The organism is Allobosea sp. BH3 (assembly GCF_025499465.1).
Classification (GTDB): domain Bacteria; phylum Pseudomonadota; class Alphaproteobacteria; order Rhizobiales; family Beijerinckiaceae; genus Allobosea.
Map to the genome: position 1 here is coordinate 168,380 of NZ_JAIMCA010000007.1, position 24,954 is coordinate 193,333.

General features: G+C 65.9%; 21 protein-coding genes and 3 tRNA genes. 21 read left to right on the forward strand and 3 right to left on the reverse strand.

All coding sequences use genetic code 11. From position 1 onward, the window contains the following. Window positions 1–102 precede the first annotated feature (102 nt). From BoBH3_RS23195 to BoBH3_RS23230, 8 genes are read left to right on the forward strand one after another with little or no spacing between them, the layout of a single operon-like run. Window positions 103–1,137, forward strand: coding sequence for an ABC transporter ATP-binding protein (locus BoBH3_RS23195; RefSeq protein ID WP_262333227.1), 1,035 nt, complete (start codon window positions 103–105; stop codon window positions 1,135–1,137). Further along, window positions 1,134–2,000, forward strand: a complete 867-nt coding sequence (locus BoBH3_RS23200) for an ABC transporter permease (RefSeq protein ID WP_262333228.1) — start codon at window positions 1,134–1,136, stop codon at window positions 1,998–2,000. Before BoBH3_RS23195 ends, BoBH3_RS23200 begins: the two co-directional genes overlap by 4 nt. Before the next feature lie 13 nt (window positions 2,001–2,013). Next, the gene (locus BoBH3_RS23205) at window positions 2,014–2,814 is read left to right on the forward strand and encodes an ABC transporter permease (RefSeq protein ID WP_262333229.1); all 801 of its coding nucleotides are present in this window, start codon (window positions 2,014–2,016) and stop codon (window positions 2,812–2,814) included. Window positions 2,815–2,816: 2 nt separating this feature from the next. Further along, on the forward strand, window positions 2,817–3,950 hold the full coding sequence (locus BoBH3_RS23210; protein WP_262333230.1) for an NAD(P)/FAD-dependent oxidoreductase: 1,134 nt from the start codon (window positions 2,817–2,819) through the stop codon (window positions 3,948–3,950). Further along, window positions 3,931–4,239 (forward strand): (2Fe-2S)-binding protein, encoded by a 309-nt coding sequence (locus BoBH3_RS23215; protein WP_262333231.1) that lies wholly within the window; start codon window positions 3,931–3,933, stop codon window positions 4,237–4,239. The genes BoBH3_RS23210 and BoBH3_RS23215 overlap by 20 nt, the downstream gene beginning before the upstream one ends. Beyond that, window positions 4,236–5,687, forward strand: a complete 1,452-nt coding sequence (locus BoBH3_RS23220; protein WP_316045127.1) for an FAD-dependent oxidoreductase — start codon at window positions 4,236–4,238, stop codon at window positions 5,685–5,687. The genes BoBH3_RS23215 and BoBH3_RS23220 overlap by 4 nt, the downstream gene beginning before the upstream one ends. Next, a complete protein-coding gene (locus BoBH3_RS23225; RefSeq protein ID WP_262333232.1) occupies window positions 5,684–6,811 on the forward strand; it encodes an NAD(P)/FAD-dependent oxidoreductase in 1,128 nt (375 codons plus the stop codon). Before BoBH3_RS23220 ends, BoBH3_RS23225 begins: the two co-directional genes overlap by 4 nt. 24 nt (window positions 6,812–6,835) lie before the next feature. Further along, a complete protein-coding gene (locus tag BoBH3_RS23230; protein WP_262333233.1) occupies window positions 6,836–7,180 on the forward strand; it encodes a Rid family hydrolase in 345 nt (114 codons plus the stop codon). 474 nt (window positions 7,181–7,654) lie between these two features. On the opposite strand, the gene BoBH3_RS23235 is transcribed toward BoBH3_RS23230, so the two are convergent. Continuing rightward, window positions 7,655–9,076, reverse strand: coding sequence for a multicopper oxidase family protein (locus tag BoBH3_RS23235; protein ID WP_262333234.1), 1,422 nt, complete (start codon window positions 9,074–9,076; stop codon window positions 7,655–7,657). A gap of 198 nt (window positions 9,077–9,274) precedes the next feature. On the opposite strand from BoBH3_RS23235, the gene BoBH3_RS23240 reads away from it, so the two are divergent. From BoBH3_RS23240 to lon, 5 genes are all read left to right on the forward strand, one after another. Continuing rightward, window positions 9,275–9,359 (forward strand) — tRNA-Leu (locus BoBH3_RS23240). A 195-nt stretch (window positions 9,360–9,554) separates the two neighbouring features. After that, a complete protein-coding gene (tig, locus tag BoBH3_RS23245; protein ID WP_262333235.1) occupies window positions 9,555–10,985 on the forward strand; it encodes a trigger factor in 1,431 nt (476 codons plus the stop codon). 161 nt (window positions 10,986–11,146) lie between these two features. Then, on the forward strand, window positions 11,147–11,770 hold the full coding sequence (locus BoBH3_RS23250; RefSeq protein WP_262333236.1) for an ATP-dependent Clp protease proteolytic subunit: 624 nt from the start codon (window positions 11,147–11,149) through the stop codon (window positions 11,768–11,770). Between the two features lie 294 nt (window positions 11,771–12,064). Further along, a complete protein-coding gene (clpX, locus tag BoBH3_RS23255) occupies window positions 12,065–13,330 on the forward strand; it encodes an ATP-dependent Clp protease ATP-binding subunit ClpX (RefSeq protein WP_262333237.1) in 1,266 nt (421 codons plus the stop codon). A 349-nt stretch (window positions 13,331–13,679) separates the two neighbouring features. Then, window positions 13,680–16,106, forward strand: coding sequence for an endopeptidase La (gene lon, locus BoBH3_RS23260; protein ID WP_262333238.1), 2,427 nt, complete (start codon window positions 13,680–13,682; stop codon window positions 16,104–16,106). 133 nt (window positions 16,107–16,239) lie between these two features. Here lon and BoBH3_RS23265 read toward each other — a convergent pair whose 3' ends face one another. Beyond that, a complete protein-coding gene (locus BoBH3_RS23265) occupies window positions 16,240–17,073 on the reverse strand; it encodes a class I SAM-dependent methyltransferase (protein WP_262333239.1) in 834 nt (277 codons plus the stop codon). A 164-nt stretch (window positions 17,074–17,237) separates the two neighbouring features. Between BoBH3_RS23265 and BoBH3_RS23270 the strand changes: the two genes are divergently transcribed. Further along, entirely contained in the window at window positions 17,238–18,326 is a 1,089-nt protein-coding gene (locus tag BoBH3_RS23270; RefSeq protein ID WP_262333240.1) for a helix-turn-helix transcriptional regulator, read from the forward strand. A 139-nt stretch (window positions 18,327–18,465) separates the two neighbouring features. Here BoBH3_RS23270 and BoBH3_RS23275 read toward each other — a convergent pair. Beyond that, window positions 18,466–18,541 (reverse strand) — tRNA-Val (locus tag BoBH3_RS23275). Between the two features lie 116 nt (window positions 18,542–18,657). Between BoBH3_RS23275 and BoBH3_RS23280 the strand changes: the two genes are divergently transcribed. From BoBH3_RS23280 to BoBH3_RS23310, 7 genes are all read left to right on the forward strand, one after another. Further along, a complete protein-coding gene (locus tag BoBH3_RS23280; RefSeq protein ID WP_262333241.1) occupies window positions 18,658–19,122 on the forward strand; it encodes a hypothetical protein in 465 nt (154 codons plus the stop codon). A 118-nt stretch (window positions 19,123–19,240) separates the two neighbouring features. Further along, window positions 19,241–19,317, forward strand: a tRNA-Asp gene (locus BoBH3_RS23285). A gap of 602 nt (window positions 19,318–19,919) precedes the next feature. Next, on the forward strand, window positions 19,920–20,693 hold the full coding sequence (locus BoBH3_RS23290; protein ID WP_262333242.1) for an ABC transporter ATP-binding protein: 774 nt from the start codon (window positions 19,920–19,922) through the stop codon (window positions 20,691–20,693). Beyond that, window positions 20,683–21,423 (forward strand): ABC transporter ATP-binding protein, encoded by a 741-nt coding sequence (locus BoBH3_RS23295; RefSeq protein ID WP_262333243.1) that lies wholly within the window; start codon window positions 20,683–20,685, stop codon window positions 21,421–21,423. The genes BoBH3_RS23290 and BoBH3_RS23295 overlap by 11 nt, the downstream gene beginning before the upstream one ends. A 72-nt stretch (window positions 21,424–21,495) precedes the next feature. Continuing rightward, a complete protein-coding gene (locus BoBH3_RS23300; RefSeq protein ID WP_262333244.1) occupies window positions 21,496–22,698 on the forward strand; it encodes an ABC transporter substrate-binding protein in 1,203 nt (400 codons plus the stop codon). Window positions 22,699–22,900: 202 nt separating this feature from the next. Next, the gene (locus tag BoBH3_RS23305; protein ID WP_262333245.1) at window positions 22,901–23,788 is read left to right on the forward strand and encodes a branched-chain amino acid ABC transporter permease; all 888 of its coding nucleotides are present in this window, start codon (window positions 22,901–22,903) and stop codon (window positions 23,786–23,788) included. 20 nt (window positions 23,789–23,808) lie between these two features. After that, the gene (locus BoBH3_RS23310) at window positions 23,809–24,798 is read left to right on the forward strand and encodes a branched-chain amino acid ABC transporter permease (protein ID WP_262333246.1); all 990 of its coding nucleotides are present in this window, start codon (window positions 23,809–23,811) and stop codon (window positions 24,796–24,798) included. Window positions 24,799–24,954: the final 156 nt, after the last annotated feature.

Sequence of the window (24,954 nt, forward strand, 5' to 3'; positions counted from 1 at the left end):
CCGAGAATCTCGTGATGTGGGTGTTCGCCCGAATTTTCACGAGATGGTCGGGTCAAGCCCGACCATGACGCCCGCGCTCAAGCAGAAGACATTCAGGAATCCATGTCGCATCTCGTCCTCGAAGGGCTCTGCAAGTCCTATGGCGCGGCCGTCGCCGTCGAAGCGCTCGACCTGAAGGTGGAGCGCGGCGAGTTCGTCTCGCTGCTCGGGCCTTCCGGCTGCGGCAAGACCACCACGCTGCAGATGATCGCCGGTTTCGTCGGCGTCGATCGCGGCCGCATCCTGCTGGATGGCGGCGATCTCGCCTCGGTACCGCCTGCCAAACGCGGCCTCGGCATCGTCTTCCAGAGTTATGCGCTCTTTCCGCACATGACCGTCGCCGAGAACATCGCCTTCGGGCTCGAGATGCGCGGCATCGGCAAGGCGGAGCGCGAGCAGCGCACGCTCGACGCCATGGCGCTGGTCGGGCTCAAGGGCTTTGCAGAGCGTTATCCGCGGCGCATGTCCGGCGGCCAGCAGCAGCGCGTGGCGCTGGCCCGCGCGCTCGTCATCAAGCCGGCCCTGCTCCTGCTCGACGAGCCGCTCTCCAATCTCGACGCCAAGCTGCGCGAGGAGATGCAGGGGGAGCTGCGCCAGATCCAGCGCTCGGTCGGCACCACCACCATCCTCGTCACCCACGACCAGCACGAGGCGATGGCGCTCTCCGACCGGATCGTGGTGATGAACCATGGTCGCGTCGAGCAGATCGGCGCGCCCGACACCGTCTATGGCCAACCTGCCACCGCCTTCGTCGCGAACTTCCTCGGTAAGACCAATACGCTCGCGGCGATGGGCGACGGCGCCGGCCAGGTCGACGTACTGGGCTTCCGCGTGCCGCTCGCCGGCGCGCCGGCCGGCCCGGTCTCCATCGCGGTCCGCCCCGAGCGGCTGACTCTCGCCGAGGGCGGCTTCCCGGCACGCATCAAGAGCCGCGTCTTCCAGGGCTCGCACTGGCTGCTCGGAGCGGAGAGCGAGGCCGGAACGCTGCTGCTGATGCGTCCGAATGACGGCATGCCGGTTCCTGCCGAGGGCGAAGCGGTGAAGATCGCCTTCGCGCCGGCCGATGCCGCGTTGCTGACCGAGGGCAAGGCGCCATGAGTTTCGCCGCCAGCGAGCGCAGCGCGCCTTACTGGCTGGCCGGGCCGGCGCTGCTCGTCTTCCTCGGCCTCGTCATCATCCCGTTGGGAATGACGGTCCTGCTCTCGTTCTACGACTGGGGCCAGTACAAGGGCATCGTTCCCGAGTTCACCCTGAAGAACTGGATCGAGATCGCAACCGATTCCTATTTCTTCGAGGTCTTCCTGCGCACGTTCCGGATCTCGATCCTGGTGACGCTGGCCTGCGTGCTGATCGGCGTGCCTGAAGCCTATATCCTGAACCGGATGTCGCCGGGCTGGCGCAGCGTCTGCCTGCTCGTCGTCATCGGCCCGCTTCTGGTCTCGGTCGTGGCGCGCACGCTCGGCTGGGCGCTGCTGCTCGGCTCCAATGGCTTGGTCAACCAGGGCCTGATGGCACTGGGTCTCATCACGACGCCACTTGAGTTCATGTTCACCGAGACCGGCGTCGTCATCGCGCTGACCCATGTGCTGATCCCGTTCATGATCCTCTCGGTCTGGGCCTCGCTGCAGCGGCTCGATCCCCAGGTCGAGAATGCGGCGGCCTCGCTCGGGGCGGGCTTCTTCACGATCTGGCGGCGGGTGATCCTGCCGCAGGTCGTGCCCGGCATTCTCTCGGGCGCGATCATCGTCTTCGCGCTGGCGGCCAGTGCCTTCGCCTCGCCGGCGATCATCGGCGGGAGGCGGCTCAAGGTCGCGGCGACGCTCGCCTATGACGAGTTCCTGAACACGCTGAACTGGCCGCTGGGTGCTGCCGTCGCCGTGCTCCTGTTGGTCGCGCTGGTGCTGATCATCGTCGGCTCCAACCGGCTGGTCGAGCGCCGCTATGCTCAGGTCTTCGAGTGAGGAGGGCGGTTCGATGAAACGCAACGGCGCTCTCGCCCTCGTCTTCCACCTGGCCTTCGTGGTGTTCATGCTGGCGCCGCTCGCCATCGTCTGCATCGTGGCCTTCACGCCGGAAGGCTATCTCTCCCTGCCGACGCGCGGCCCGAGCCTGCGCTGGTTCAAGGCGATCTTCGGCTATCCGGAGTTCCTGCGCGCCTTCTACGACTCGCTCTGGCTCGCGGCGCTCTCCTCCACCATCGCGATTGGGCTGGCCGTGCCGGCCGCGCTCGCCATCGCGCGCTACCGCTTCCCGGGACGCGAGGCGATGACGGCGCTGTTCATGTCGCCGCTGATGGTGCCTCATGTCGTGCTCGGCATCGCCTTCCTGCGCTTCTTTACGCAGATCGGCCTGTCCGGGACCTTCACCGGCCTCGTGCTGAGCCATGTCATCGTGATCCTGCCCTTCGCGCTCCGGCTCGTGCTCGCCGCCTCCTACGGCATCGACCGGCGCATCGAGCATGCCGCGATCTCGCTTGGAGCCGACACCATGACGGCCTTCCGCCGGGTGACGCTGCCGCTGATCCTGCCGGGCGTCGTTTCCGGCTGGCTGCTGGCGGCGATCAACTCCTTCGACGAGGTCACGATGACGGTGTTCATCGCCTCGCCGGCCACCGTGACGCTACCCGTCCGGATGTTCCTCTACATCCAGGACAATATCGATCCGCTGATCGCGGCGGTCTCGGCCTGTCTCATCGCTCTGACCGCGGGGCTGCTGCTGGCCCTCGACAGGCTCTATGGGCTCGACCGCCTCTTCGTCGGATCCGGAAAGGGCTGACCATGAACCCAAGCGGCAACCGGAACGAGGGCGACGTCGTCGTCATCGGCGGCGGAGTGGTCGGCGGCGCGATCGCGCTCGGTCTCGCCCGCTCGGGCGCGCGCGTCACCGTGCTGGACGAGGGCGACACCGCCTTTCGCGCTTCGCGCGGCAATTTCGCGCTGGTCTGGGTGCAGTCGAAGGGCTTCGGCATGCCGGAATACGCCCTTTGGTCGCGCCGCTCGGCCGATGACTGGCACGGGCTTGCCGCGATCCTGCGGGACGAGGCCGGCCTCGATGTCGCGCACAGCCAGCCGGGCGGCTTCATGCTCTGCCTTTCCGAGGAGGAGCTGGACAAGCGTGTCGAGATGATGCGTCGGCTGCACAACAGCCAGCCGCTCACCGATTTTCCCTATGAGGTGCTCGATCACGCCGAGACGAAGCGGCGTCTGCCGGCCATCGGCAAGGATGTCGTCGGCTCGCTCTACTCGCCGCTCGACGGCCATGTGAACTCGCTCAAGCTGTTCCGCGCGCTGCGGGAGGCTTGCGTTCGGCGGGGCGTCGATTATCGGCCCGAGCACCCGGTCGAGAGCATTGTCCCGCGCGAGGGCGGTTTCGCCGTCTCCGGGCCATGGGGTGAGGTGCGCGCCGGCCGTGTCGTGCTCTGCGCCGGCCTCGGCAATGCCCGGCTCGCGCCGATGGTGGGGCTCGATGCGCCGGTGAAGCCGAGCAAGGGCCAGATCATCGTCACCGAGAAGACCGAGCCCTTCCTGCACAACCCGATGGTCACGGTCCGCCAGACGGATGAGGGCGGCGTGATGATCGGCGACAGCCAGGAGGATCGCGGCTTCGACACCGTCGTCGGCCAGCCGATCCTCTCGACCATGGCCGAGCGTGCGGTGAAGATGTTCCCGCGCCTTGCCGGACTCAACGTGGTGCGGACTTGGTCCGCGCTGCGCGTGATGAGCCCCGACGGCTTCCCGATCTACGACCAGTCCGAGACCCATCCCGGCGCCTTCGTCGTCACCTGCCATTCCGGCGTGACGCTCGCCGCCAACCACGCCCTGACGCTTGCCCCCGCGATCCTTGCCGGCGAACTGCCGGAAGCGGTCGCGACCTTCACCGCACGGAGGTTCCATGTTCCGGCCCATGCGTGACGTGGCTTCTGCCGCCGCGCTGAATTTCACCTTCGACGGCAGGGCGCTGCAAGGACGCGTCGGCGATACGGTCGCCGCGGCGCTGCTCGCCAACGGCATTACCACTTGTCGTGAGACGCCGGTCTCGGGTGCGCCGCGCGCACCCTATTGCCTGATGGGCATCTGCTTCGACTGCCTCGTCGTCATCGACGGCGTCGGCAACCGGCAGGGCTGCCTCGTGCCGCTGACTGACGGCATGGCGATCGAAACCCAGCATGGCCGCCGCCATGTCGAGGAGGTTGAGGCGTGACCCCGCTCACCGATATCGGCCTGTTGGCCGAACGCTATGATCTCGTCGTGGTGGGCGCCGGCCCGGCCGGCCTTTCCGCCGCTGCCCGCGCCGCCGAGCTCGGCCTGTCGGTTCTGCTTGTCGACGAGAACCCGGCGCCCGGCGGCCAGATCTATCGCGCCATCACCACGACCCCGGTGAAGGACCGTGCCATCCTCGGCGAGGATTACTGGCGCGGTGCCGACATCGTCGGCCGCTTCGAACGCGCGAAGGCTTCCTATGCGGCAGGCTGTACGGTCTGGGCGCTCGGCTCCGACGAGGCGCAGCCCGAGCTTTTCGAGCTCGGCCTGTCTCTCGGCGGCAAGGCGCGCATGATCGCAGCCTCGCAGGTCATCCTCGCCACCGGCGCGCAGGAGCGTCCCTTCCCGATTCCAGGCTGGACGCTGCCCGGCGTGATGACGGCCGGCGCCGCGCAGATCGCGCTGAAGGGTTCCGGCATCGTCCCGGCCGGCCGGACCGTCATCGCCGGCTGCGGACCGCTGCTCTATCTGCTGGCGAGCCAGCTCGCGGCGGCCGGCGCGGAGATCGTCGCTGTGCTCGACACCACGCCGAAGCGCAACTGGAGCAAGGCGCTCGCCGCCTTCCCGGAGTTCCTGCGCTCCCCCTATCTCGCCAAGGGCTTGAAGCTGATGGCTCAGACGCGGCGCAAGCTGCGCTTCGTTTCCGGCGTCACCGGGCTCGCCGCCAAGGGCGAGGGCGCGCTCGCCTCCGCCACGGTGGAGCGCGGCGGCGCTTCCGAGACAATCGCCTGCGACACGCTGCTGCTGCATCAGGGCGTGATCCCCGGCATCAACCTCTCCAGTGCAGCCGGCTGCGAACACCTCTTCGACAGCGAGCAGCATTGCTGGGTTCCCCGGCTCGACAGCTGGTTTGCGTCTTCCGTGCCGGGCATCGCCATCGCGGGTGACGGCGCCGGCATCGGCGGAGCCGAGAGCGCGGCCTTGCGCGGCGAGGTCGCGGCCTTCGATGCCGCCCGCCGACTCGGGCGCCTGACGCGAGACGAGCGCGACCGGCAGGCCGCTCCGATCCGGGCCGGTCTGGAACGCACCTTGCGCGGCCGCCGCTTCCTCGATCTGCTCTACAAGCCCGCCCTGCAGTTCCTGGCGCCGAAGGACGAGACCATCGTCTGCCGCTGCGAGGAAGTCACCGCCGGGCAGATCCGCGATACGGCACGGCGCCTCGGCGTCACCGGCCCGAACCAGATGAAGGCCTTCCTGCGCTGCGGCATGGGCCCCTGCCAGGGCCGGCTTTGCGGGCCGACCGTGGTCGAGCTGATCTCCGAGGTGCGCGGCACCAGCCCGGCCGAAACCGGCTATTATCGCCTGCGCCCGCCGGTAAAGCCTGTGACCCTCGCAGAGCTCGCGGCGCTGCCGCAGACGGACGGGTCCGTGAAGGCGGTCGTGCGGTGAGCATCGGGCGGGCCAGCGCCGACGTCATCGTCATCGGCGGCGGCATCCATGGCTGCTCGACGGCGCTGCACTGCGCGCTGCGCGGGCTCTCGGTCATCCTGATCGAGAAGGACCATGCCGGCCGCCACGCCTCCGGCGTCAATGCCGGCGGCGTGCGCCAGCTCGCCCGCCACGTCGCCGAGATCCCGCTCTCCAACGCCTCGATGGCGATCTGGCACCATATCGAAGAGCTGGTCGACGACGATTGCGGCTTCACCAGCGACGGGCAGGTGATGGTTGCCGAGAACGAGGCCGACCTCGCGAATTGCCGCGCCCGCGTGGACGACCTCAACCTGCGCGGCTTTCACCATGAGGAGCTGATCGACGCGAAGGAATTGCGCGAGATCGTCCCGGCCGTCTCGGATGACTGCCCCGGCGGCGTGATTTCGCGCGGCGACGGCGCGGCCATTCCCTTGCGCGCCACCCAGGCCTTCAAGCTCAAGGCGCAGAGCGTCGGTGTCGACGTCCGCGAGGGCGTGCGCGTCACCAGGGTGGAGCGTGATGGGACCAATTGGCGCGTCGTCACCGATGCGGGTGATTTCCTCTCGCCGCGCATCGTCAACGCCGCCGGTGCCTGGGGGGATCGCATCGCCGCCGATCTCGACGAGCCGGTCCCGCTCGAGGCCGTCGCGCCGATGCTGTCCATCACGGCGCCGTTGCCGGCCTTCATCAAGCCTGTGGTGATCCTGCGGGGCCGCAAGCTCTCCTTCAAGCAGTTTGGCAACGGCACAGTGCTGATCGGTGGAGGCTATCTCGGCCGCGCAATCCGGGACGAGAACCGCACGATCCTCGACTGGGCGAAGCTCGGCTCCAACATGAAGACTGTGTGGGACCTGTTCCCGATCATGCGCGGGGCCTCCATCGTCCGCTCCTGGGCCGGGATCGAAGGCAAGACCGCCGACGATCTGCCGGTCTTCGGCCGGAGCGCGAAGCATGAGGGCGTCTATTACCAGTTCGGCTTTTCGCTGCACGGCTTCCAACTCGGCCCCGGCGCCGGCGCCGTGATGGCGGAGATCATCGCTACCGGCCGCAGCAACGTGCCCATCGACGGGCTCGGCATCGAGCGTTTTGCACCGGCGCATTGAATTCAATCCCAAAGGAGAACGACCATGACCATCAAGCGCAGCATCAAGACGCCGATCCAGAACCGCATCGTCGAAACCGGCAACCTCGTCTTCGTCGGCGGCTGCATCGCGGACGACACCAGCAAGACCATGGGCCCGCAGACCGAGAACATCCTCGGCAAGATCGAGGGCTATCTCCGCGAGGTCGGGCTCGACCGCAAGGCGATCGTCGCCGCGCAGATCTTCGTGACCGACCTGTCGCAGAAGAAGGAGATGGACGCCGCCTGGACCGGCTTCTTCGGCGATGAATTGCCGACGCGCGCCACGGTCGGCGTCGCCGATCTCGGCGGCGGCGCGATGATCGAGGTGGTCGTCACCGCCGCGAGGTAGTAGCTGTTATGGCTCGCTCCCCAGGAGGCTGAGCCATGATGCGCCGATTGCTCCTGCTGTTCCTGCTCGCGATGGCGTCTCCGGCTGCCGCGCAGATCGGCACGCCAAGCACCGGGCCGCTCGTTCCGGGCGGCCCCCGGCAGGGGCTCGGCCCGCCCTCGCTCAGCGACAGCGTGCCGGATATCCGCTTGCACGCGCCGGGCGGCGGCATTCCGGGCGCCGGACCGCCGATCGATGGCGGTGTCCGATCCTGGCAGCCGTCTCCGCGAGTCGGGCCCCAGACGGTTGAAGGATACAGGACGCGCGCGGAAGGTCGTCATTGCCGGACGCCGCAGCGTGTCTGCTATCTCGCGGCACCGGCGCGGCTCGGCAACAATTGCTCCTGCCGAACCGCAAATGGAAGGGTGCGCGGCCGCGTCTCTTCCTAGGGCATGCCCGTTTTGCTCCGGAACGATGCCCTCGGTCGGGGGGCTCTCACACCACCTCGAACCACGCCCACACCCCCAGATCGAACCGCTCGAGCACCGTCGATGAGACCAGCCAGCGCCCAGGGTTGTCGGCGATGAAGGCGATGTGCAGCTTTTTCCGCTCGGGAATCTGCACGGTGTCGAGGAAATAGGGCTCCCAGCCGTCATCGAGTGGGTGCAGCAGCCGAAAGGCGTGGCCATGCACATGCATCGGCTGGATGAAGGCGGTGCGGTTGTCGATCGCCAGCACGATCGGCGTGCCGCGCTTGACGCTGAACAGCGGCTTTCCCTGGAGGCTGCCGGTGCCGCCATTCACCTGCCAGGGGCGGGCGAGGTCGAGGCCGGTGAAGTCGAGCTTGTCCTCCGCCAGCTTCGCGCCGCCCTCGATGACGATCTCGGCGCGGGTCGCATCCTGCATCCTGACCGCGGCGGGCAGGGCCGGATTGGGCCTCAGCGTTGGCGGGGCAGCGGGACGGGCCTGCTTCTGGCCCTCGGTGACGATCCTGACCAGCGGCAGGCCGCCTCCGATCAGGGCCGTGACGCTGGCCGAGGCGCCGGCTTCCTCCGGCAGGTCGAGGATCACGTCGTAGCGCGTGCCCGGCGCGAAGGGCAGCTGTGCCCGCACCGGCTCGAAGGTTTCGGTCGGCTGGCTGTCGACGGCGATCACGACCGCTTTCCCGCCGTCGAAGCGCAGCCGCATGATCCGGGCGTTGCAGGCATTGGCCAGGCGCAGGCGGATGCGTGCGCCGGGCCTGGCCGTGACGGGTTGGGGCGGCGAGCGGCCGTTCACCGTGAGCCAGCTGCCCAGCCGCCCGGCCGAGGCCGCGGCATTGCCCTGCAGCGCGAAGGGCTGGATCGCCTGATCGTCGCCGATCAGCCAGTCGGTCACGAGCACGGGCAGGTCGAGATCGACGAGCGGCGGTTCCTTCTCCTCGACGATGACGAGGCCGGCGAGGCCCCGTCCCGAAGGCTCGGACGAGCCGCCGAGGACGAGCGCGCGGTAGAGCAGGGTGCCGCTGTCAGGCGGCGTCAGCCGGCATTCGGCGCTCTCGCCCGGCGCGATGGGGGGCTGGCTGAAGCCGCCGACCCCGTCGCGCGCCGCTTCGCCGCGCAGGCCGTAAGCGTGCAGCCCGAGCGGGGCTGTCGTCGTGTTCTCCAGCGTGAAGCCCAGCGTCTCGCCGTGTTTGACGCGCAGCACCGGGCCGGGCGTCGCGCCGTCGAAGGCCCAGATATCGGTCTCCGCGGCGGGGGCAGGGCGCAGTCGGACCTTGGCCGGACCCGCGACAATGGTCCGCTGCTGAAGCGCGGCTGCGGGCGCCGGCTGCTGCGTGAGACCGGGCAGCGGGGCGAGCAGGGTCGTGCCGCTGATTCCTGCGAGAAAATGGCGGCGAGTGGTGAGCGCTGCGCGGGCGGACGGCGGTTTCCTCATTCCTTATCGCATAATGCGCACGAGGCGCTCTGGCGAGAGGGCTCCGAAAACGGCCTCGTGCCGGGCCCGGAGGGGGCTGCTCCGGCTTCTTTGCAGAACCGTCATTTTTTTGCTGCATGGCGCGGCCGAAATGCGTATAGCCCTGCGGCTTGACGATGGCCGCGCTGCGTTTGCTCGCGCGCAGCGCTATCGGGGCCGGCGGGCGTGGCGGAATTGGTAGACGCACTGGTTTTAGGTACCAGCGGCGAAAGTCGTGGGGGTTCGAGTCCCTCCGCCCGCACCACCGGTCAAGATCATCGCGTGCCCTTGCGGGCGCGGAAAACGGTGATCGATGCGTTTGTTGGCGCATCGGATTTCTCCGAAAGGTGGTTCCCACTTTTCGGGCCGATGCGAGGGATTTTCGCGAGCGCGGCGGCGGTCGAAACCGGCGCCGCGCTTTGGACATTGAGACTTAAGAGAGCTGTTGGCGGATCATAAAATGAACGTGACCGAAACCCTGTCCCAGGGCCTCAAGCGCGAATTCCAGGTGGTGCTGAACGCCGCCGATCTGAAGACCAGGCTCGATGACAGCCTCCAGGACCTCCAGGGCAAGGCCAAGATCAACGGCTTCCGTCCGGGCAAGGTGCCGGTCGCGCATCTGCGCCGCCTCTATGGCCGCTCGGTCATGTCCGACGTGCTGCAGAATGCCGTCAACGAGGCGAACCAGAAGATCGTCGCCGACAACAACCTGAAGCTCGCCTTCGAGCCGCAGATCCGCTTCCCCGAGAACAAGGAAGAGATCGAGGCCGCGATGGAGGCCAAGGGCGATCTCGCCTTCACCGTCGCGCTCGAGGTTCTGCCGAAGATCGAGCTTGCCGACCTGTCGGACGTCTCGCTGCTCAAGCCCGTCGCCGAGGTTCCGGAGACAGAAGTCGACGCCGCTCTGGAGCGCATGGCCGCCGGCAACCGCACCTTTGCGGCGAAGGGCGCCAAGGCCAAGGCCGAGAAGGGCGACCGCCTGATCATCTCGTTCGTCGGCACGCTCGACGGCGAGAAGTTCGATGGCGGCACGGGCGAGGCCATTCCGCTCGATCTCGGCGCCGGCCAGTTCATCCCCGGCTTCGAGGAGCAGCTCGAGGGCGTCAAGACGGGTGATACCCGCACCGTCAAGGTGACCTTCCCCGAGAACTATGGCGCGGCCCAGCTTGCCGGCAAGCCGGCCGAGTTCGAGGTCACGGTCACCGAGGTGCAGGGCCCCGAGGCCGTCAAGATCGACGACGAGCTCGCCAAGGCCTTCGGCATGGAGTCGCTCGAGGCGCTGAAGACCGCCGTGCGCGAGCAGCTCGGCCGCGACTTCCAGGCCCAGTCCCGCCGCAAGCTCAAGAAGGGCCTGCTCGACGCGCTCGACGGCAAGTATGGCTTCGAGCTGCCGCCGACGCTGGTCGAGCAGGAGTTCTCCTCGGTCTGGAGCCAGGTCGAGGCCGATATGAAGCAGGCCAACAAGACCTTCGCCGACGAGGACACCACCGAGGACGCCGCCCGCGCCGACTATCGCAAGATCGCCGAGCGCCGCGTGCGCCTGGGCCTTGTGCTGGCGGAGATCGGCGAGCAGGCCAAGGTCCAGATCTCGGATGACGAGGTCACTCAGGCCCTGATCGAGCGCGCCCGCCAGTTCCCGGGCCAGGAGAAGCAGGTCTGGGAGTTCTACCAGAAGAACCCGCAGGCTCTCGCCGAGATCCGCGCCCCGATCTTCGAGGAGAAGGTCGTCGACCATCTGCTCGGCCAGGTGAAGGTCGAGGACCAGACCGTCTCCCGCGAGGCGCTCTACGCCGACGACGACGCGGAGGAGGCCGCCGAGGCCAAGCCGAAGAAGGCTGCCGCAAAGAAGAGCAAGAAGGCTGAAGAGAAGGCTGACGAAGCCTCAGCCTGAGCGCCTCGGAAACCTTAATCCGAAACAATCGCGCCGCCGGCCCTGCGACCGGCGGCGTTTCCCTTTTCAGGCGCGATTCCCGTGCTTATGTGGGTGTCTTCCAGGACACCGCCGATTCGACAAACAGCCGCTCAACGGCGCTCTCACCCGAGGACTGATCCATGCTTCGCGATCCGATCGAGACCTACAACAATCTCGTGCCGATGGTGGTCGAGCAGTCGAGCCGCGGCGAGCGCGCCTTCGACATCTACTCGCGCCTGCTGCGCGAGCGCATCATCTTCCTGACCGGTCCGGTCGAGGATTATTCCGCGTCGCTGATCGTGGCGCAGCTGCTGTTCCTCGAGGCGGAAAACCCGAAGAAGGAAATCTCCTTCTACATCAACTCGCCGGGCGGCGTGGTGACGTCGGGCCTGTCGATCTACGACACGATGCAGTTCATCCGCTGCCCGGTCACGACATTGTGCGTCGGCCAGGCCGCCTCGATGGGCTCGCTGCTGCTGACCGCCGGAGCCAAGGACATGCGCTTCGCCCTGCCGAACGCCCGCATCATGGTTCACCAGCCGTCGGGCGGCTATCAGGGCCAGGTCACCGACATCCTGATCCACGCCAAGGAAGTCGAAAGCCTCAAGAAGCGGCTCAACGAAATCTACGTGAGGCACACCGGCCGTCCCTATGAGGATATCCACAACGCTCTCGAGCGCGACAACTTCATGACCGCCGAGCAGGCTCGCGACTTCGGCCTGATCGACAAGGTCATCGATAAGCGCCCTGAGGACGCTGCCTGATCAGGAATTCCGGGTGCCGTTTCGCTGCGGCCGATCGTCCCGATGCTGTGAGTTGGCTTGGACGCACCGCACACCCATATTGAATCGAAACCGGCCCCGTGTTTGCATGGAGTCGGGGGTAAGCGGACCTGGCGCTCCGCTTTGATCCGGTTTGAAACGGCCCTGCCTGCCTTGCGTACCGGAACGGGTCGTTAACCAGATCATCGTGATCTGAGTGCTTATTTATGACGGAGAGACGACGCCACATGCGCCTCGGTGGATGTGGCCTCAGGGCTCCGGAACTGGAGATGGACAATGGCTAACAAGCCCAGCGGCGACTCCAAGAGCACGCTGTACTGCTCTTTCTGCGGGAAGAGCCAACACGAGGTCCGGAAGCTGATTGCCGGCCCGACGGTGTTCATCTGCGATGAATGCGTCGAGCTCTGCATGGACATCATCCGCGAGGAATCGAAATCCGCGCTGGTGAAGTCGAAGGACGGTGTGCCGACCCCGAAGGAAATCCGCAAGGTTCTGGACGACTACGTCATCGGCCAGGAGCACGCCAAGAAGGTGCTCTCGGTCGCGGTCCACAACCACTACAAGCGTCTTTCGCACGCGACGAAGCACAACGACGTCGAGCTCGCGAAGTCGAACATCCTGCTGATCGGGCCGACCGGCTCGGGCAAGACGCTGCTCGCGCAGACGCTCGCCCGCATCCTCGACGTGCCCTTCACCATGGCCGACGCCACGACGCTGACCGAGGCCGGCTATGTCGGTGAGGATGTCGAGAACATCATCCTCAAGCTGCTCCAGGCGTCCGACTACAATGTCGAGCGGGCGCAGCGCGGCATCGTCTACATCGACGAGATCGACAAGATCAGCCGCAAGTCGGACAACCCGTCGATCACCCGCGATGTCTCGGGCGAGGGCGTCCAGCAGGCGCTGTTGAAGATCATGGAGGGCACGGTCGCTTCGGTTCCGCCGCAGGGCGGGCGCAAGCATCCGCAGCAGGAGTTCCTGCAGGTCGACACGACCAACATCCTCTTCATCTGCGGCGGCGCCTTCGCCGGCCTCGACAAGATCATCGCGGGCCGCGGCAAGGGCACCTCGATCGGCTTCGGCGCGACCGTGCAGGCTCCGGACGAGCGCCGGACCGGTGCGATCTTCCGCGAGGTCGAGCCTGAGGACCTCCTCAAGTTCGGCCTGATCCCGGAGTTCGTCGGCCGCCTGCCGGTGCTGGCGACGCTGGAGGATCTCGACGAGCCGGCGCTGAAGACCATCCTGACCGAGCCGAAGAACGCGCTGGTCAAGCAGTACCAGCGCCTCTTCGAGATGGAGGACACCCAGCTGACCTTCACGGACGAGGCCGTCAGCCTGATCGCCCGCAAGGCGATCGAGCGGAAGACCGGCGCGCGCGGCCTGCGCTCGATCATGGAGGGCATCCTGCTCGAGACCATGTACGAGCTGCCGGGGCTGGAAGGCGTCGAGCAGGTGGTCATCGGCCCCGAGGCGGTGGAGAACAAGGCTCGTCCGCTCTTCATCTATGCGGAGCGTGAGGACGAGAAGTCGGCCTCGGCTTGAGCCGCCTTCCACAGCTTTGTAACAACAGGACGCGCGCCTTTGGCGCGCGTTTTGCGTTCGGCCTTCACAGGCCTTCTTTCGGCATTTCGCCGCGCGAGGGCCATTCGGGATGGAATTGCCGGGAGCCGTCCGTCCGCTCTGCCTCCGTTGCAGGGCAGTGGTGCATGACGCGGAAGGCTCGCTTGAAAGCCGGCGAGGAAGTCTCCACTTTAGGTGCACTTGCGAGAGTCGCATGCCTGTCGAGGGTGCGGTGCGCAAGGGCGGAGAAGCGATGGTCGCTTCGGCCGCACACGCCTGATCGCTCCGCCCATCTTGGGGGTCCGCCGGGCGCAACTGCAAAGGAACTGCCATGACTGGCTCGACGCCACGCGCTCCCTTCGTCCCGGGCGAAACCGGCACCTATCCGGTCCTGCCCCTGCGCGATATCGTCGTATTCCCCCATATGATCGTCCCGCTCTTCGTCGGCCGCGAGAAATCCATCCGCGCGCTCGAGGAGGTGGTGAAGACGGATGGGCTCATCCTGCTGGCGACCCAGAAGAACGCCGGCGACGATGACCCGCAGACCACTGACATTTACGAGATCGGCACGCTCGCCCGCGTGCTCCAGCTCCTCAAGCTGCCCGACTCCACCGTCAAGGTGCTGGTCGAGGGTGTCGGCCGCGCCAAGGCGCAGTCCTATTCCGCCACCGAGTCCTTCTATGAGGCTCAGGCCACCGGCCTCGCCGAGGAAGAGGGCAAGAAGGTCGAGGTCGAGGCGCTGGCCCGTTCGGTCGTCAGCGAGTTCGAGAGCTATGTGAAGCTCAACAAGAAGATCTCGGGCGAGATCGTCGCCGCCGTCTCGCAGATCGACGAGCCCGCCAAGCTCGCCGACACGGTGGCCTCGCACCTCGCCGTCAAGATCGCCGACCGCCAGGGCGTGCTGGAGATCACCAACGTCGCGCACCGGCTGGAGAAGGTGCTCTCGCTCATGGAAAGCGAGATGTCCGTGCTCCAGGTGGAGAAGCGCATCCGCTCGCGCGTCAAGCGCCAGATGGAGAAGACCCAGCGCGAGTACTACCTCAACGAGCAGATGAAGGCGATCCAGAAGGAGCTGGGCGACGGCGAGGAAGGCCGTGACGAGCTGGCCGAGCTGGAAGAGCGCATCGCCCGCACCAAGCTGACCAAGGAAGCCCGCGACAAGGCGACGGCGGAGCTGAAGAAGCTGCGCCAGATGTCCCCGATGTCCGCGGAAGCGACAGTGGTGCGCAACTATCTCGACTGGATGCTCGGCATTCCGTGGGGCAAGCGCTCGAAGATCAAGAAGGATCTCAACGCCGCCCAGGCGGTGCTCGATGACGATCATTTCGGCCTCGACAAGGTCAAAGATCGCATCGTCGAGTATCTCGCCGTGCAGCAGCGCGCCAACAAGCTCGCCGGCCCGATCCTGTGCCTCGTCGGCCCTCCCGGCGTCGGCAAGACCTCGCTCGGCAAGTCGATCGCCAGGGCGACCGGGCGTGAGTTCGTCCGCATGTCGCTCGGTGGCGTGCGTGACGAGGCCGAGATCCGCGGTCACCGCCGCACCTATATCGGCTCGATGCCCGGCAAGATCATCCAGTCGATGAAGAAGGCCAAGACCTCGAACCCGCTCATCCTGCTCGACGAGATCGACAAGATGGGCCAGGACTTCCGCGGCGATCCGTCGGCGGCCCTGCTCGAGGTGCTGGATCCGGAGCAGAACTCGACCTTCAACGACCATTACCTCGAGGTCGACTACGACCTGTCGAACGTGATGTTCGTGACGACGGCGAACACGCTGAACATCCCGCCGGCCCTTCTGGACCGCATGGAGGTGATCCGTATCGCCGGCTACACCGAGGAAGAGAAGACGGAGATCTCCCGCAAGCACCTGATCCCGAACGCGATCAAGAAGCACGGGCTGACCGGGAAGGAGTGGTCGATCGACGACGAGGCCCTGCAGACGCTGGTGCGGCGTTATACCCGCGAGGCTGGTGTCCGTAATCTGGAGCGCGAGCTTTCCAACACGGTCCGCAAGGGCGTGAAGGACATCGTGCTCGGCAAGAAGGCCAAGGTCCTCGTCGACGAGCCGCTGCTGGAAGAGTATCTCGGCCCGCCGCGCTATCGCTACGGCATGGCGGAGACGGAGGATCAGGTCGGTGTCGTCACCGGTCTGGCCTGGACCGAGGTCGGCGGCGAGCTGCTGACGATCGAGGGCGTCATGGTGCCCGGCAAGGGCCGCATGACCGTCACCGGCAACCTGAAGGACGTGATGAAGGAATCGATCTCGGCGGCGGCGTCCTATGTCCGCTCCCGCGCCGTCGATTTCGGCATCGAGCCGCCGCTCTTCGACAGGCGTGACATCCACGTCCACGTCCCGGAGGGCGCGACCCCGAAGGACGGCCCGTCGGCCGGCATCGCGATGGCGACCACCATCGTCTCGATCCTGACCGGCATCCCGACCAACCGCGACGTCGCCATGACCGGCGAAGTCACGCTGCGGGGCAGGGTGCTGCCGATCGGTGGCCTGAAGGAGAAGCTCCTGGCGGCGCTGCGGGGCGGCATCAAGAAGGTGCTGATCCCGGAGGAGAACGCCAAGGACCTGATCGACCTGCCGAAATCGGTGAAGGACGGCATGGAGATCATTCCGGTCGCGCGCATGGAGCAGGTGCTCCAGCATGCGCTGACGCGCCAGCCGGTTCCGATCGTCTGGGAAGAGGATCTGAAGGCCGTGCCGGCACCGAGCGCGGACGACGATGCGGCGGGCGCCGTCGCCCACTGAGGCCAGCAAGGTCTGAATCGAAAACGGAAACCGCCGGCGCCTGCGCCGGCGGTTTTCTTTTTTATGGGCTTCACAAGGCAGGGCGGCCCGAAGCCGCCTCGGCTACGGCGGAGTTGGCCGGCTAGGAGGCCGTTCAATCCAGGACAAGAGCTTTTCCGCGGGCGCTGTTGGATGGGATGCCCGCGGATGCATCTGCCGACGGGCTGAGTCCCGAAGGCTGGCTGTCGCCGGCCTCGACCGGCACCGTGCCCACGAAAATGCGATCGAGGCCCTGGAGCGCGAGACCGTGTTTCTCGGTCAGGCGATGGCGCTCTCCCTCCTCCTGCGTAAAGGTGATTTCCGATATGGAGAACCCTGCCTTGGAGAGCTTGTCCGGGAAGTCACGGCCGTACAGCCTGACATGGTCCCAGCCACAGATGCGCTCGACCTCGGCCGCAGGCATATCCGGCGGCGGCTCCCAGGTCTCTGCGCGCTCCTGATCGAGCGGGACCGAGAAGAGAGCCGAGCCTCCTGGCTTCAGCACACGGAGACACTCGTCGATGCCCTTAGCGTCCTCGGCAACATGTTCGAGGATGTGGTGGCAGATCAGATAGTCGAAATGCCCGTCGTCGAACTGGATGTCGGTGATGTCGACCACTGCATTGGCGACCTTGCTGATCTTGACGTCTCCCGCGACATAGCGCGGGTTGCGCCGCCATAGCCGGAAGAATGGCCGCTCCGGCGAAAAATGCAGGACGGCCTTGTCGCTCAGATCGAGGCCGTTCCGGCGCAGATAAAGCCCCATGATTCGGTCGCGCTCCTTGGAGGAGCAGTTGGGGCAGCGCGCCTCCGGACGTGGGCCGACGTCGAGGAAGCGCCCTTCGTAACCGCAGATCGTGCACAGGCGCGAAGGGTATTTCTTGAGAAACTGACTCGGTCTGCGAATAGCCGAGCGCAGATATTCTTGAAAGAAAACAATGATATTCATGCGTTATTCCCAGCCGTTCAGCCCGATTGACCCAATGGAGTTGGTCGAGAACTGTTCGGCCGAGTTCTGGGAATGTTGCGTCAGGCTGCATCACCCCGTTGGGTGACGATTGACGAATTGGCGGCAGTGTCGCATCCGCGCAGGGCGGCTTGGGGCGATTACGAATGCTGGATGCGGAAGAGTTCGGTGACGCGGTTGCGATGCTCTACGAGGCCGCCGCGGTGCCAGAGATGTGGCCTGCCGCAATCGAGCGAATGTCCCGGATCGGCGGCTGCACCGGAGGGCTGTTGTTCGCTCATTCCGAGCTCGGCACCAATTGGATCACCAGCAAGGAGTTCGAGCCGGCCTTCGCGCGCTTCATGGAGCAGGGCTGGATGAACCGGAATTCCCGCATGGCTGGGTTGCTGGCCCATGGCGGAACCGGCTTCGTCACGGACCATGACCTCTTCACCGACGAGGAGATGGACAAGGACGAGATGTACACGGATTTCCTGCGGCCCGAAGGCTATGGCTGGGGCACCGCTACGCATATTCGTGCATCGTCCGGAGACAACATCGTCTTCACCCTGGAGCGGAGGTTCGAGCTCGGCCCGGTTCCCCGCCATGCGGTCGAGGTTCTCGACGGCATTCGGCCGCATCTGGCCCGGGCGGCGGTGCTCGCCTCCAAGCTTCAGATGCAGCGGGCACAAGCCAGTCTGGATTCCTTCGAGCGGGCAGGGGCGCGGGCCGCGTTGATCGGCTCGAGAGGCGGTGTCACGGCGATGAATGCCGGCTTCGAGGCTCTTCTGGGGCAGATCATCATCCGCGCCCGGGATAAGATCACGCTCGATGACGATCGCGCCAACGCGCTTCTGCAGAACGCCCTGAAGGACCTCGCTCGAGACCGCCTTGGTGACACCCGCTCGATCGCGGTCCCTCGCAAGGATGATCTCCCGGCGTTCATTATTCATGTGCTGCCGATCCGGCGGCAGGCGCTCGACATCTTTGCGCGTGCACAGGCAATGTTGGTGGTCACAACCACAGGTCGAAGCCTGAGCATCGAAGGTTCGCTGCTTTGCGAGCTCTATGATCTGACGCGCGCCGAGGCGGCCGTGGCCAACCGCATCCTTGAAGGCCTCACGGTCAATGAGATCGCGGTCGAGCACGGCGTTTCTCGGGAGACCGTCCGCTCTCAGGTCAAGAAGGTCCTCGCCAAGACCGGTTGCCAGTCTCAGGCCGACTTCATCCGCAGATTGGCGCCATTGACCGTTTGATCGAGTGGAGATGCCTCGTGGAGGGGAGCGCGAAATTCAGTACGTCGCCCTTCGCAGCCATGGGTATTTCGCTGCCTATCGGTGCCGCACGCTCGTGCGCGCATTCACGGCTCCGGAAGGCCGTCACGGAATGGAGGAGTGGTGGGCAGTGACGGGCTCGAACCGCCGACATCCTCGGTGTAAACGAGGCGCTCTACCAACTGAGCTAACCGCCCTTGGCGGTCGCGTTTAAGGCCTAGAGGGCCGTATCGCAAGGTCTCTCGGGCCAGTGGTCGTGGGATGCGGGCTTGGGAGCGGAATTCCGCCATCTTCATGGCCATCTTGCCCAGCCATGAAGTCGCTCTCCTTCCTTCATTCCGGCGCCGGGCGTCCTGCGCTCGTCTGCGTCGGTCTCTGCGTCGCGGCCGGGGCAGGGGGCGCGCTGGCGCAGTCGATCATGACCGATGCCTTCTTCGTCGGCCGTCCCGCTTTCTCGCGCCCCGAGCAGCCGGGCAAGCCGGCGAGCTGCGAGGACATCGCTGCGCAGCTACCCGATTCGGTTCCGCGCGATACTCGTGTCGACATGGCAATCGCCGGACCGGTCAGTCTCATCCAGACGGACGGGGCGCTCTGGTATGTCGCTGTCTGCGCCGAGCCAGGCGTGCGCGTGCTCTGCGTGACCTATGGTGCCGGTGATCTGAAGCTCGGCGACAGAGCCGTTCTGCGCGGCGGCTACAATCGGCAAGGGCCGCGCCACATCATGCTCGACCCCTGTCTGGCGTCGCCGGAGAAGGCCGGCGAGCCGGAGGAACCGTGACGCTCTCCCCGGATATTTTTCCACGGATGTGAATTTGCCGGCATCACGTGCTTGACACTTTCGGCCGGGGGTCATACTCCACACCCCGCTGACGGCCACCGCGTCGCAGCCGCCCTGCGCGGGCGTAGCTCAGTTGGTTAGAGTGCCGGCCTGTCACGCCGGAGGTCGCGGGTTCGAGCCCCGTCGCCCGCGCCATATTTTCCCAGTATTTGCAAAGTGTTACGAGTTGCTCCCCTTCGGGGGATTGCGCCCGTTTGGGGCCTCCGCAGGAAACTCGGAACCGTGACCGGCTGGTCCGTCGGCGGCCTGGGACAAGCCGTTTGGTATCGGCAGATGGCGCCCCATCGGACTGTGAGCGAGCGGTTCGCCCAGCATTGCGTCGCAGCGATGATCCTCCTGGTTCACGAAGTCAGCATCGGCCTTCGCTGCGGCCGGATGCCTCGGCTGGTACCGAGCGTCCGTCGTCATCGCCGGGCGTCGACGAGACACCGGAACCTCGGGCACACCGCGCCCGACCGCAGCCGAAGCAAACGGCACCAGGGTCGCGCGCGCGCTCGCGACGGGGCTTGTCCTTTCGCTGATGCCTCATGACGGCATGGGGGCTATGCCAAGGAATAGCGAACCGGGTGCTTGCCGAGCGAAGCGCTGATGACGCGGCTGGCGCCTGTCGATGACCGTCTCATACTTTCGTTCATTGCAGAAAAGAGACCCAAGCAGCCGAAATCCTATTGACCTGCCTAGTGAAGAAAGGTCCGATACCGGCCGGGGATAGGATCCGAAACGGAGATTTCGGCAGGATGAGCATAGCGGCCGAGGATATTATTCTTTCGACCTCGGGTCTCACGAAGGAGTTCGGCGGTTTTACTGCCGTCAATGGCGTCGATCTGAATGTCCGGCGCGGTTCGATCCATGCGCTGATCGGCCCGAATGGAGCCGGCAAGACCACCTGCTTCAATCTTCTGACCAAGTTCCTGCCCCCGACCAAGGGCTTGATCGTCTATAACGGGCGGGACATCACGCGCGAGAAGCCGGCCGAGATCGCCAGGCTCGGTCTGGTGCGCTCCTTCCAGATATCGGCGGTCTTCCCGCAGCTCTCGGTGCTCAAGAACGTGCGGATCGCGCTGCAGCGCAAGCGCGGCGATTCCTTCGACTTCTGGCGCTCCGAGGAGGTGCTGTCGGGGCTCGACGGCGAAGCGATGCGTCTGGTCGAGGCTGTCGGCCTCGGGAGCTTCGCCAAGCTTCCGGCCGTCGAGCTTTCCTACGGCCGCAAGCGCGCGCTCGAGATCGCCACGACATTGGCGCTCGATCCGGAGATGATGCTTCTCGACGAGCCGATGGCCGGGATGGGGCGCGAGGATGTCGAGCGCATCGAGGCCCTGATCCGCAAGGTGTCGGAGAACCGGACCATCCTGATGGTCGAGCACAATCTCTCGGTAGTCGCCTCCCTGTCGGACCGCATCACGGTGCTGGCCCGCGGGCAGATCCTGGCGGAAGGCGACTACGCCACGGTCTCGAAGGATCCGCGGGTGATCGAGGCCTATATCGGCTCGGGAGGCGGCCATGCTCACTGAGGCCACGGCGGTGAATCCGGCCGTCGCGACCGCGCCGCTGCTCCAGGTGCGCGGGCTCGAGGCCTGGTACGGCGAGAGCCATGTGCTGCACGGCATCGATTTCGACGTCGCGCCTGGCGAGGTCGTGACCCTGCTCGGTCGCAACGGCGCCGGCAAGACGACGACGCTGAAGTCGATCATCGGCATCATGGCCAAGCGCAAGGGCTCGGTGGTGATGGCGGGCACCGAGACAATCCAGCTGCCCTCGCGCGCCATCGCCCGGCTGGGCGTCGGCTACGTGCCGGAGGAACGCGGCATCTATTCCTCGCTCAATGTCGAGGAGAACCTGATGCTGCCGCCGCAGGTGAAACCGGGCGGACTCTCGGTCGACGAGATCTTCACGCTGTTCCCGAATCTGAAGGAACGGATCAAAAGCCAGGGCACCAAACTGTCCGGCGGCGAGCAGCAGATGCTGGCTATCGGCCGCATCCTGCGCACCGGCGCCAACCTGCTGCTTTTCGACGAGCCGACCGAAGGCCTCGCGCCGGTGATCATCGATCAGATCGGCCGCACCATTGCGCAGCTGAAGAGCCGGGGCTTCACCATCATCCTGGTCGAGCAGAATTTCCGCTTCGCTGCGACGGTCGCCGATCGGCACTATGTCGTCGAGCAGGGCAAGGTGATCGACATGATCCCCAACGCCGAGCTCGATAACAACATCGACAAGCTCCACGGCTATTTGGGGGTTTGACTGGCAGCCCCAATAATCCGCTCAATAACAAGAAACCGCGTCGAAACAGATGCATCTTCAGGGAGAGACGGCATGAAACTCAAGTCATTGCTTCTGGGCGGCGCTTTCGCCGCGCTGATGAGCGGCACGGCCCTCGCGCAGGTGAGCGTCAAGGTCGGCGTGCTCAACGACCGCTCGGGCCTCTATGCCGATCTTTCGGGCGAGGGGTCCGTCATCGCCGCCCGCATGGCGGTCGAGGATTTCAAGGCAGCCGACAAGGGCATCAAGGTCGAGATCGTCTCGGCCGATCACCAGAACAAGCCGGATGTCGGCTCGACGATCGCCCGGCAATGGTATGATCAGGACGGCGTCGACCTGATCCTCGACGTGCCGACGTCGTCGGTGGCGCTCGCGGTCAACCAGATCACGCGTGAGAAGAACAAGCTGTTCATCAACTCCGGCGCCGCGGCTTCGGACCTCACCGGCGCAGCCTGCTCGCCGAACACGATCCACTGGACCTACGACACCTACGCGCTCGCCCAGGGCACCGGCGGCGCGATGGTCAAGGCGGGCGGCGACAGCTGGTTCTTCCTGACCGCTGACTACGCCTTCGGCCACGCGCTGGAGCGCGACACGGCCGCCATCGTCACGAAGAACGGCGGCAAGGTGGTGGGCGCGGTCAAGACGCCGTTCCCGGGCACCGACTTCTCCTCCTTCCTGCTGCAGGCCCAGGCCTCCAAGGCGAAGGTGATCGGCCTCGCCAATGCCGGTGGCGACACCATCAACTCCATCAAGCAGGCCGGCGAGTTCGGCATCGTCGCGGGCGGTCAGAAGCTGGCCGGGCTGCTCGTCTTTATCACCGACGTCAACGCGCTCGGGCTGCAGACGGCGCAGGGCCTCGTCCTGACCGAGTCCTTCTACTGGGATACCAACGACCAGACGCGCACCTGGTCGGATCGCTTCGCCAAGCTCAACAACGGCAAGAAGCCGAGCATGGTCCAGGCGGGCGTCTATTCGGGCCTGCTGCACTATCTCAAGGCGGTCGAGGCGACGAAGGGCAAGGACTCGGCCACCGTCATGGCCAAGATGAAGGAGATGCCGACCGACGATCCGCTGTTCGGCAAGGGCTCGGTGCGCGTCGACGGCCGCAAGATGCACGACATGTACCTGTTCGAGGTGAAGAAGCCCTCGGAGTCGAAGGGCCCGTGGGATTTCTACAAGCAGATCGCCGTGCTGCCGGCCGAGCAGGCCTTCAAGCCGCTCAGCGAGAGCAATTGCCCGCTGGTCAAGAAGTGAGTTCAGCCTGCTAGCGCGGGCGGAACGATCCCAGGCCGGATAGAGAGCGTCATTCTCGGGCTTGAACCGAGAATCTCATGACCAGAGCGATCTGGTTTCCGAGATGGTCGGGGCAAGCCCGACCGTGACAGCTTTCGGCCCGGATGGCCGTTCCACCCGCGTGATGTCACCAGCCTTTCGGTCAGGATGAGTTGCCACAGATATGTTCGAGCTCCTCGGCATCCCCCCGCAAGCCTTGTTCGGCCAGGTCCTGCTGGGCCTGATCAACGGGTCGTTCTATGCGATACTGAGCCTCGGGCTGGCGGTGATCTTCGGGCTTCTGAACATCATCAACTTCACCCATGGCGCGCAGTACATGATGGGCGCCTTCGTGGCCTGGATGTGCCTGAACTATCTCGGCATCAACTACTGGGCGGCGCTGGTGCTCTCGCCGCTCGTCGTCGGCGCGACGGGCATCGTCATCGAGCGCTTCCTGCTCAAGCGCATCGCCCATCTGGATCATCTCTACGGGCTGCTTCTGACCTTCGGCCTGGCGCTGATCATCCAGGGGCTGTTCCGTAACCAGTACGGCTCCTCGGGCCTGCCCTACCAGATCCCGCCGCAACTGACGGGCGGCCAGAACCTTGGCTTCATGTTCCTGCCGAACTATCGCGGCTGGGTCGTGATCGCGTCTCTGGTGATCTGCCTCGCGACCTGGTTCGTGATCGAGAAGACGAAGCTCGGCGCCTATCTGCGCGCCGCGACCGAGAACCCGACGCTGACCCAGGCCTTCGGCATCAATGTGCCGCTGCTGGTGACCTTGACCTACGGCTTCGGCGTGGCGCTGGCGGCGCTTGCCGGGGTGCTGGCGGCGCCGATCTACTCGGTCAATCCCAATATGGGCGCCGACCTGATCATCGTCGTCTTCGCCGTGGTCGTCATCGGCGGCATGGGGTCGATCATGGGCGCCATCGTCACCGGTTTCTCGCTCGGGCTGATCGAAGGGCTGACCAAGGTGTTCTATCCAGAGGCGGCCGCCACCGTGATCTTCATCATCATGGTGCTGGTGCTGCTGGTGAAGCCTGCCGGCCTGTTCGGCCGCCCGGCCTGACGCAAGCGGAGGATAATGACATGACCGAGCTTGCCTCGACCGAAGCCCCGGCCGCCAGCGTCGTTGCCGAGACCGACGACAGCACGGCACGGCTGCACCGGACCCTGTTCATCGCCATCGCCGCGCTGCTCGTGGTCGCGCCCTTCGTCGCCTATCCGGTCTTCGTGATGAAGGTGCTGTGCTTCGCGCTCTTCGCACTCGCCTTCAATCTGCTGCTTGGCTATGGCGGGCTTCTGTCCTTCGGACACGCCGCCTATTTCGGGATGGCGAGCTATGTCAGCGCCTATACTGCCAAGCACTGGGGTCTGACTCCCGAACTCGCCATCCTCGCCGGCACGGCGATCGCCGGGCTGCTCGGCGCCCTGTTCGGCTCGCTGGCCATCCGCCGGCAGGGCATCTATTTCGCCATGATCACGCTGGCGCTGGCGCAGATGGTGTTCTTCTTCTCGCTGCAGACGCCGCGCTTTACCGGCGGCGAGGACGGTATCCAGGCGGTACCGCGCGGCAAGCTCTTCGGCCTCGTCAGTCTCGCCGATGATCGGGCGCTCTACTGGCTGGTGGCGGCGATCTTCATGGGCGGGCTGCTCCTGATCTACCGCATCATCCACTCGCCCTTCGGCGAGGTCTGCAAGGCGATCCGGGACAACGAGCCGCGCGCGATCTCGCTCGGCTACCGCGCCAACCAGTACAAGCTCGCCGTCTTCGTGCTCTCGGCGACGCTGGCCGGGCTCGCCGGGGCGACCAAGGCGATCGTCTTCCAGCTCGCCTCGCTGACCGATGTGCATTGGTCGATGTCGGGGGAGGTCGTGTTGATGACGCTGGTCGGCGGGCTGGGCACCGTCTTCGGCCCGATCGCCGGCGCGCTCGTCATCGTCGCCATGCAGAACTACCTCGCCACGCTGGGCGCCTGGGTCACGGTCGTTCAGGGCGTGATCTTCGTGCTTTGCGTCCTGTTGTTCCGCGAGGGCATTGTCGGCGTCATCGCAAAGGCGATCAAGAAGCCGCTTTGAAAGCGAGCGGAGTGCCGGGCTTGCGGCCGTATGCCGCCGGATCAGTCGGCCCGATTCCGGCGAGCCATGGGAGCTTGGCCCGACTGTCGAGGACGTGCTCTGCTTGCGTTTCCATTCTCTGCCGCGTCGTTCCGGAGCCGGTCGGCGCTTCCGCAG

Excerpts from the sequence above, each read along its gene's own strand:
- BoBH3_RS23195 (WP_262333227.1), top strand. The coding sequence starts at position 103 with ATGTCGCATCTCGTCCTCGAAGGGCTCTGCAAGTCCTATGGCGCGGCC.
- BoBH3_RS23200 (WP_262333228.1), top strand. The coding sequence starts at position 1,134 with ATGAGTTTCGCCGCCAGCGAGCGCAGCGCGCCTTACTGGCTGGCCGGG.
- BoBH3_RS23205 (WP_262333229.1), top strand. The coding sequence starts at position 2,014 with ATGAAACGCAACGGCGCTCTCGCCCTCGTCTTCCACCTGGCCTTCGTG.
- BoBH3_RS23210 (WP_262333230.1), top strand. The coding sequence starts at position 2,817 with ATGAACCCAAGCGGCAACCGGAACGAGGGCGACGTCGTCGTCATCGGC.
- BoBH3_RS23215 (WP_262333231.1), top strand. The coding sequence starts at position 3,931 with ATGTTCCGGCCCATGCGTGACGTGGCTTCTGCCGCCGCGCTGAATTTC.
- BoBH3_RS23230 (WP_262333233.1), top strand. The coding sequence starts at position 6,836 with ATGACCATCAAGCGCAGCATCAAGACGCCGATCCAGAACCGCATCGTC.
- BoBH3_RS23235 (WP_262333234.1), bottom strand. The coding sequence starts at position 9,076 with ATGAGGAAACCGCCGTCCGCCCGCGCAGCGCTCACCACTCGCCGCCAT.
- tig (WP_262333235.1), top strand. The coding sequence starts at position 9,555 with ATGAACGTGACCGAAACCCTGTCCCAGGGCCTCAAGCGCGAATTCCAG.
- BoBH3_RS23250 (WP_262333236.1), top strand. The coding sequence starts at position 11,147 with ATGCTTCGCGATCCGATCGAGACCTACAACAATCTCGTGCCGATGGTG.
- clpX (WP_262333237.1), top strand. The coding sequence starts at position 12,065 with ATGGCTAACAAGCCCAGCGGCGACTCCAAGAGCACGCTGTACTGCTCT.
- lon (WP_262333238.1), top strand. The coding sequence starts at position 13,680 with ATGACTGGCTCGACGCCACGCGCTCCCTTCGTCCCGGGCGAAACCGGC.
- BoBH3_RS23265 (WP_262333239.1), bottom strand. The coding sequence starts at position 17,073 with ATGAATATCATTGTTTTCTTTCAAGAATATCTGCGCTCGGCTATTCGC.
- BoBH3_RS23270 (WP_262333240.1), top strand. The coding sequence starts at position 17,238 with ATGCTGGATGCGGAAGAGTTCGGTGACGCGGTTGCGATGCTCTACGAG.
- BoBH3_RS23280 (WP_262333241.1), top strand. The coding sequence starts at position 18,658 with ATGAAGTCGCTCTCCTTCCTTCATTCCGGCGCCGGGCGTCCTGCGCTC.
- BoBH3_RS23290 (WP_262333242.1), top strand. The coding sequence starts at position 19,920 with ATGAGCATAGCGGCCGAGGATATTATTCTTTCGACCTCGGGTCTCACG.
- BoBH3_RS23295 (WP_262333243.1), top strand. The coding sequence starts at position 20,683 with ATGCTCACTGAGGCCACGGCGGTGAATCCGGCCGTCGCGACCGCGCCG.
- BoBH3_RS23300 (WP_262333244.1), top strand. The coding sequence starts at position 21,496 with ATGAAACTCAAGTCATTGCTTCTGGGCGGCGCTTTCGCCGCGCTGATG.
- BoBH3_RS23305 (WP_262333245.1), top strand. The coding sequence starts at position 22,901 with ATGTTCGAGCTCCTCGGCATCCCCCCGCAAGCCTTGTTCGGCCAGGTC.
- BoBH3_RS23310 (WP_262333246.1), top strand. The coding sequence starts at position 23,809 with ATGACCGAGCTTGCCTCGACCGAAGCCCCGGCCGCCAGCGTCGTTGCC.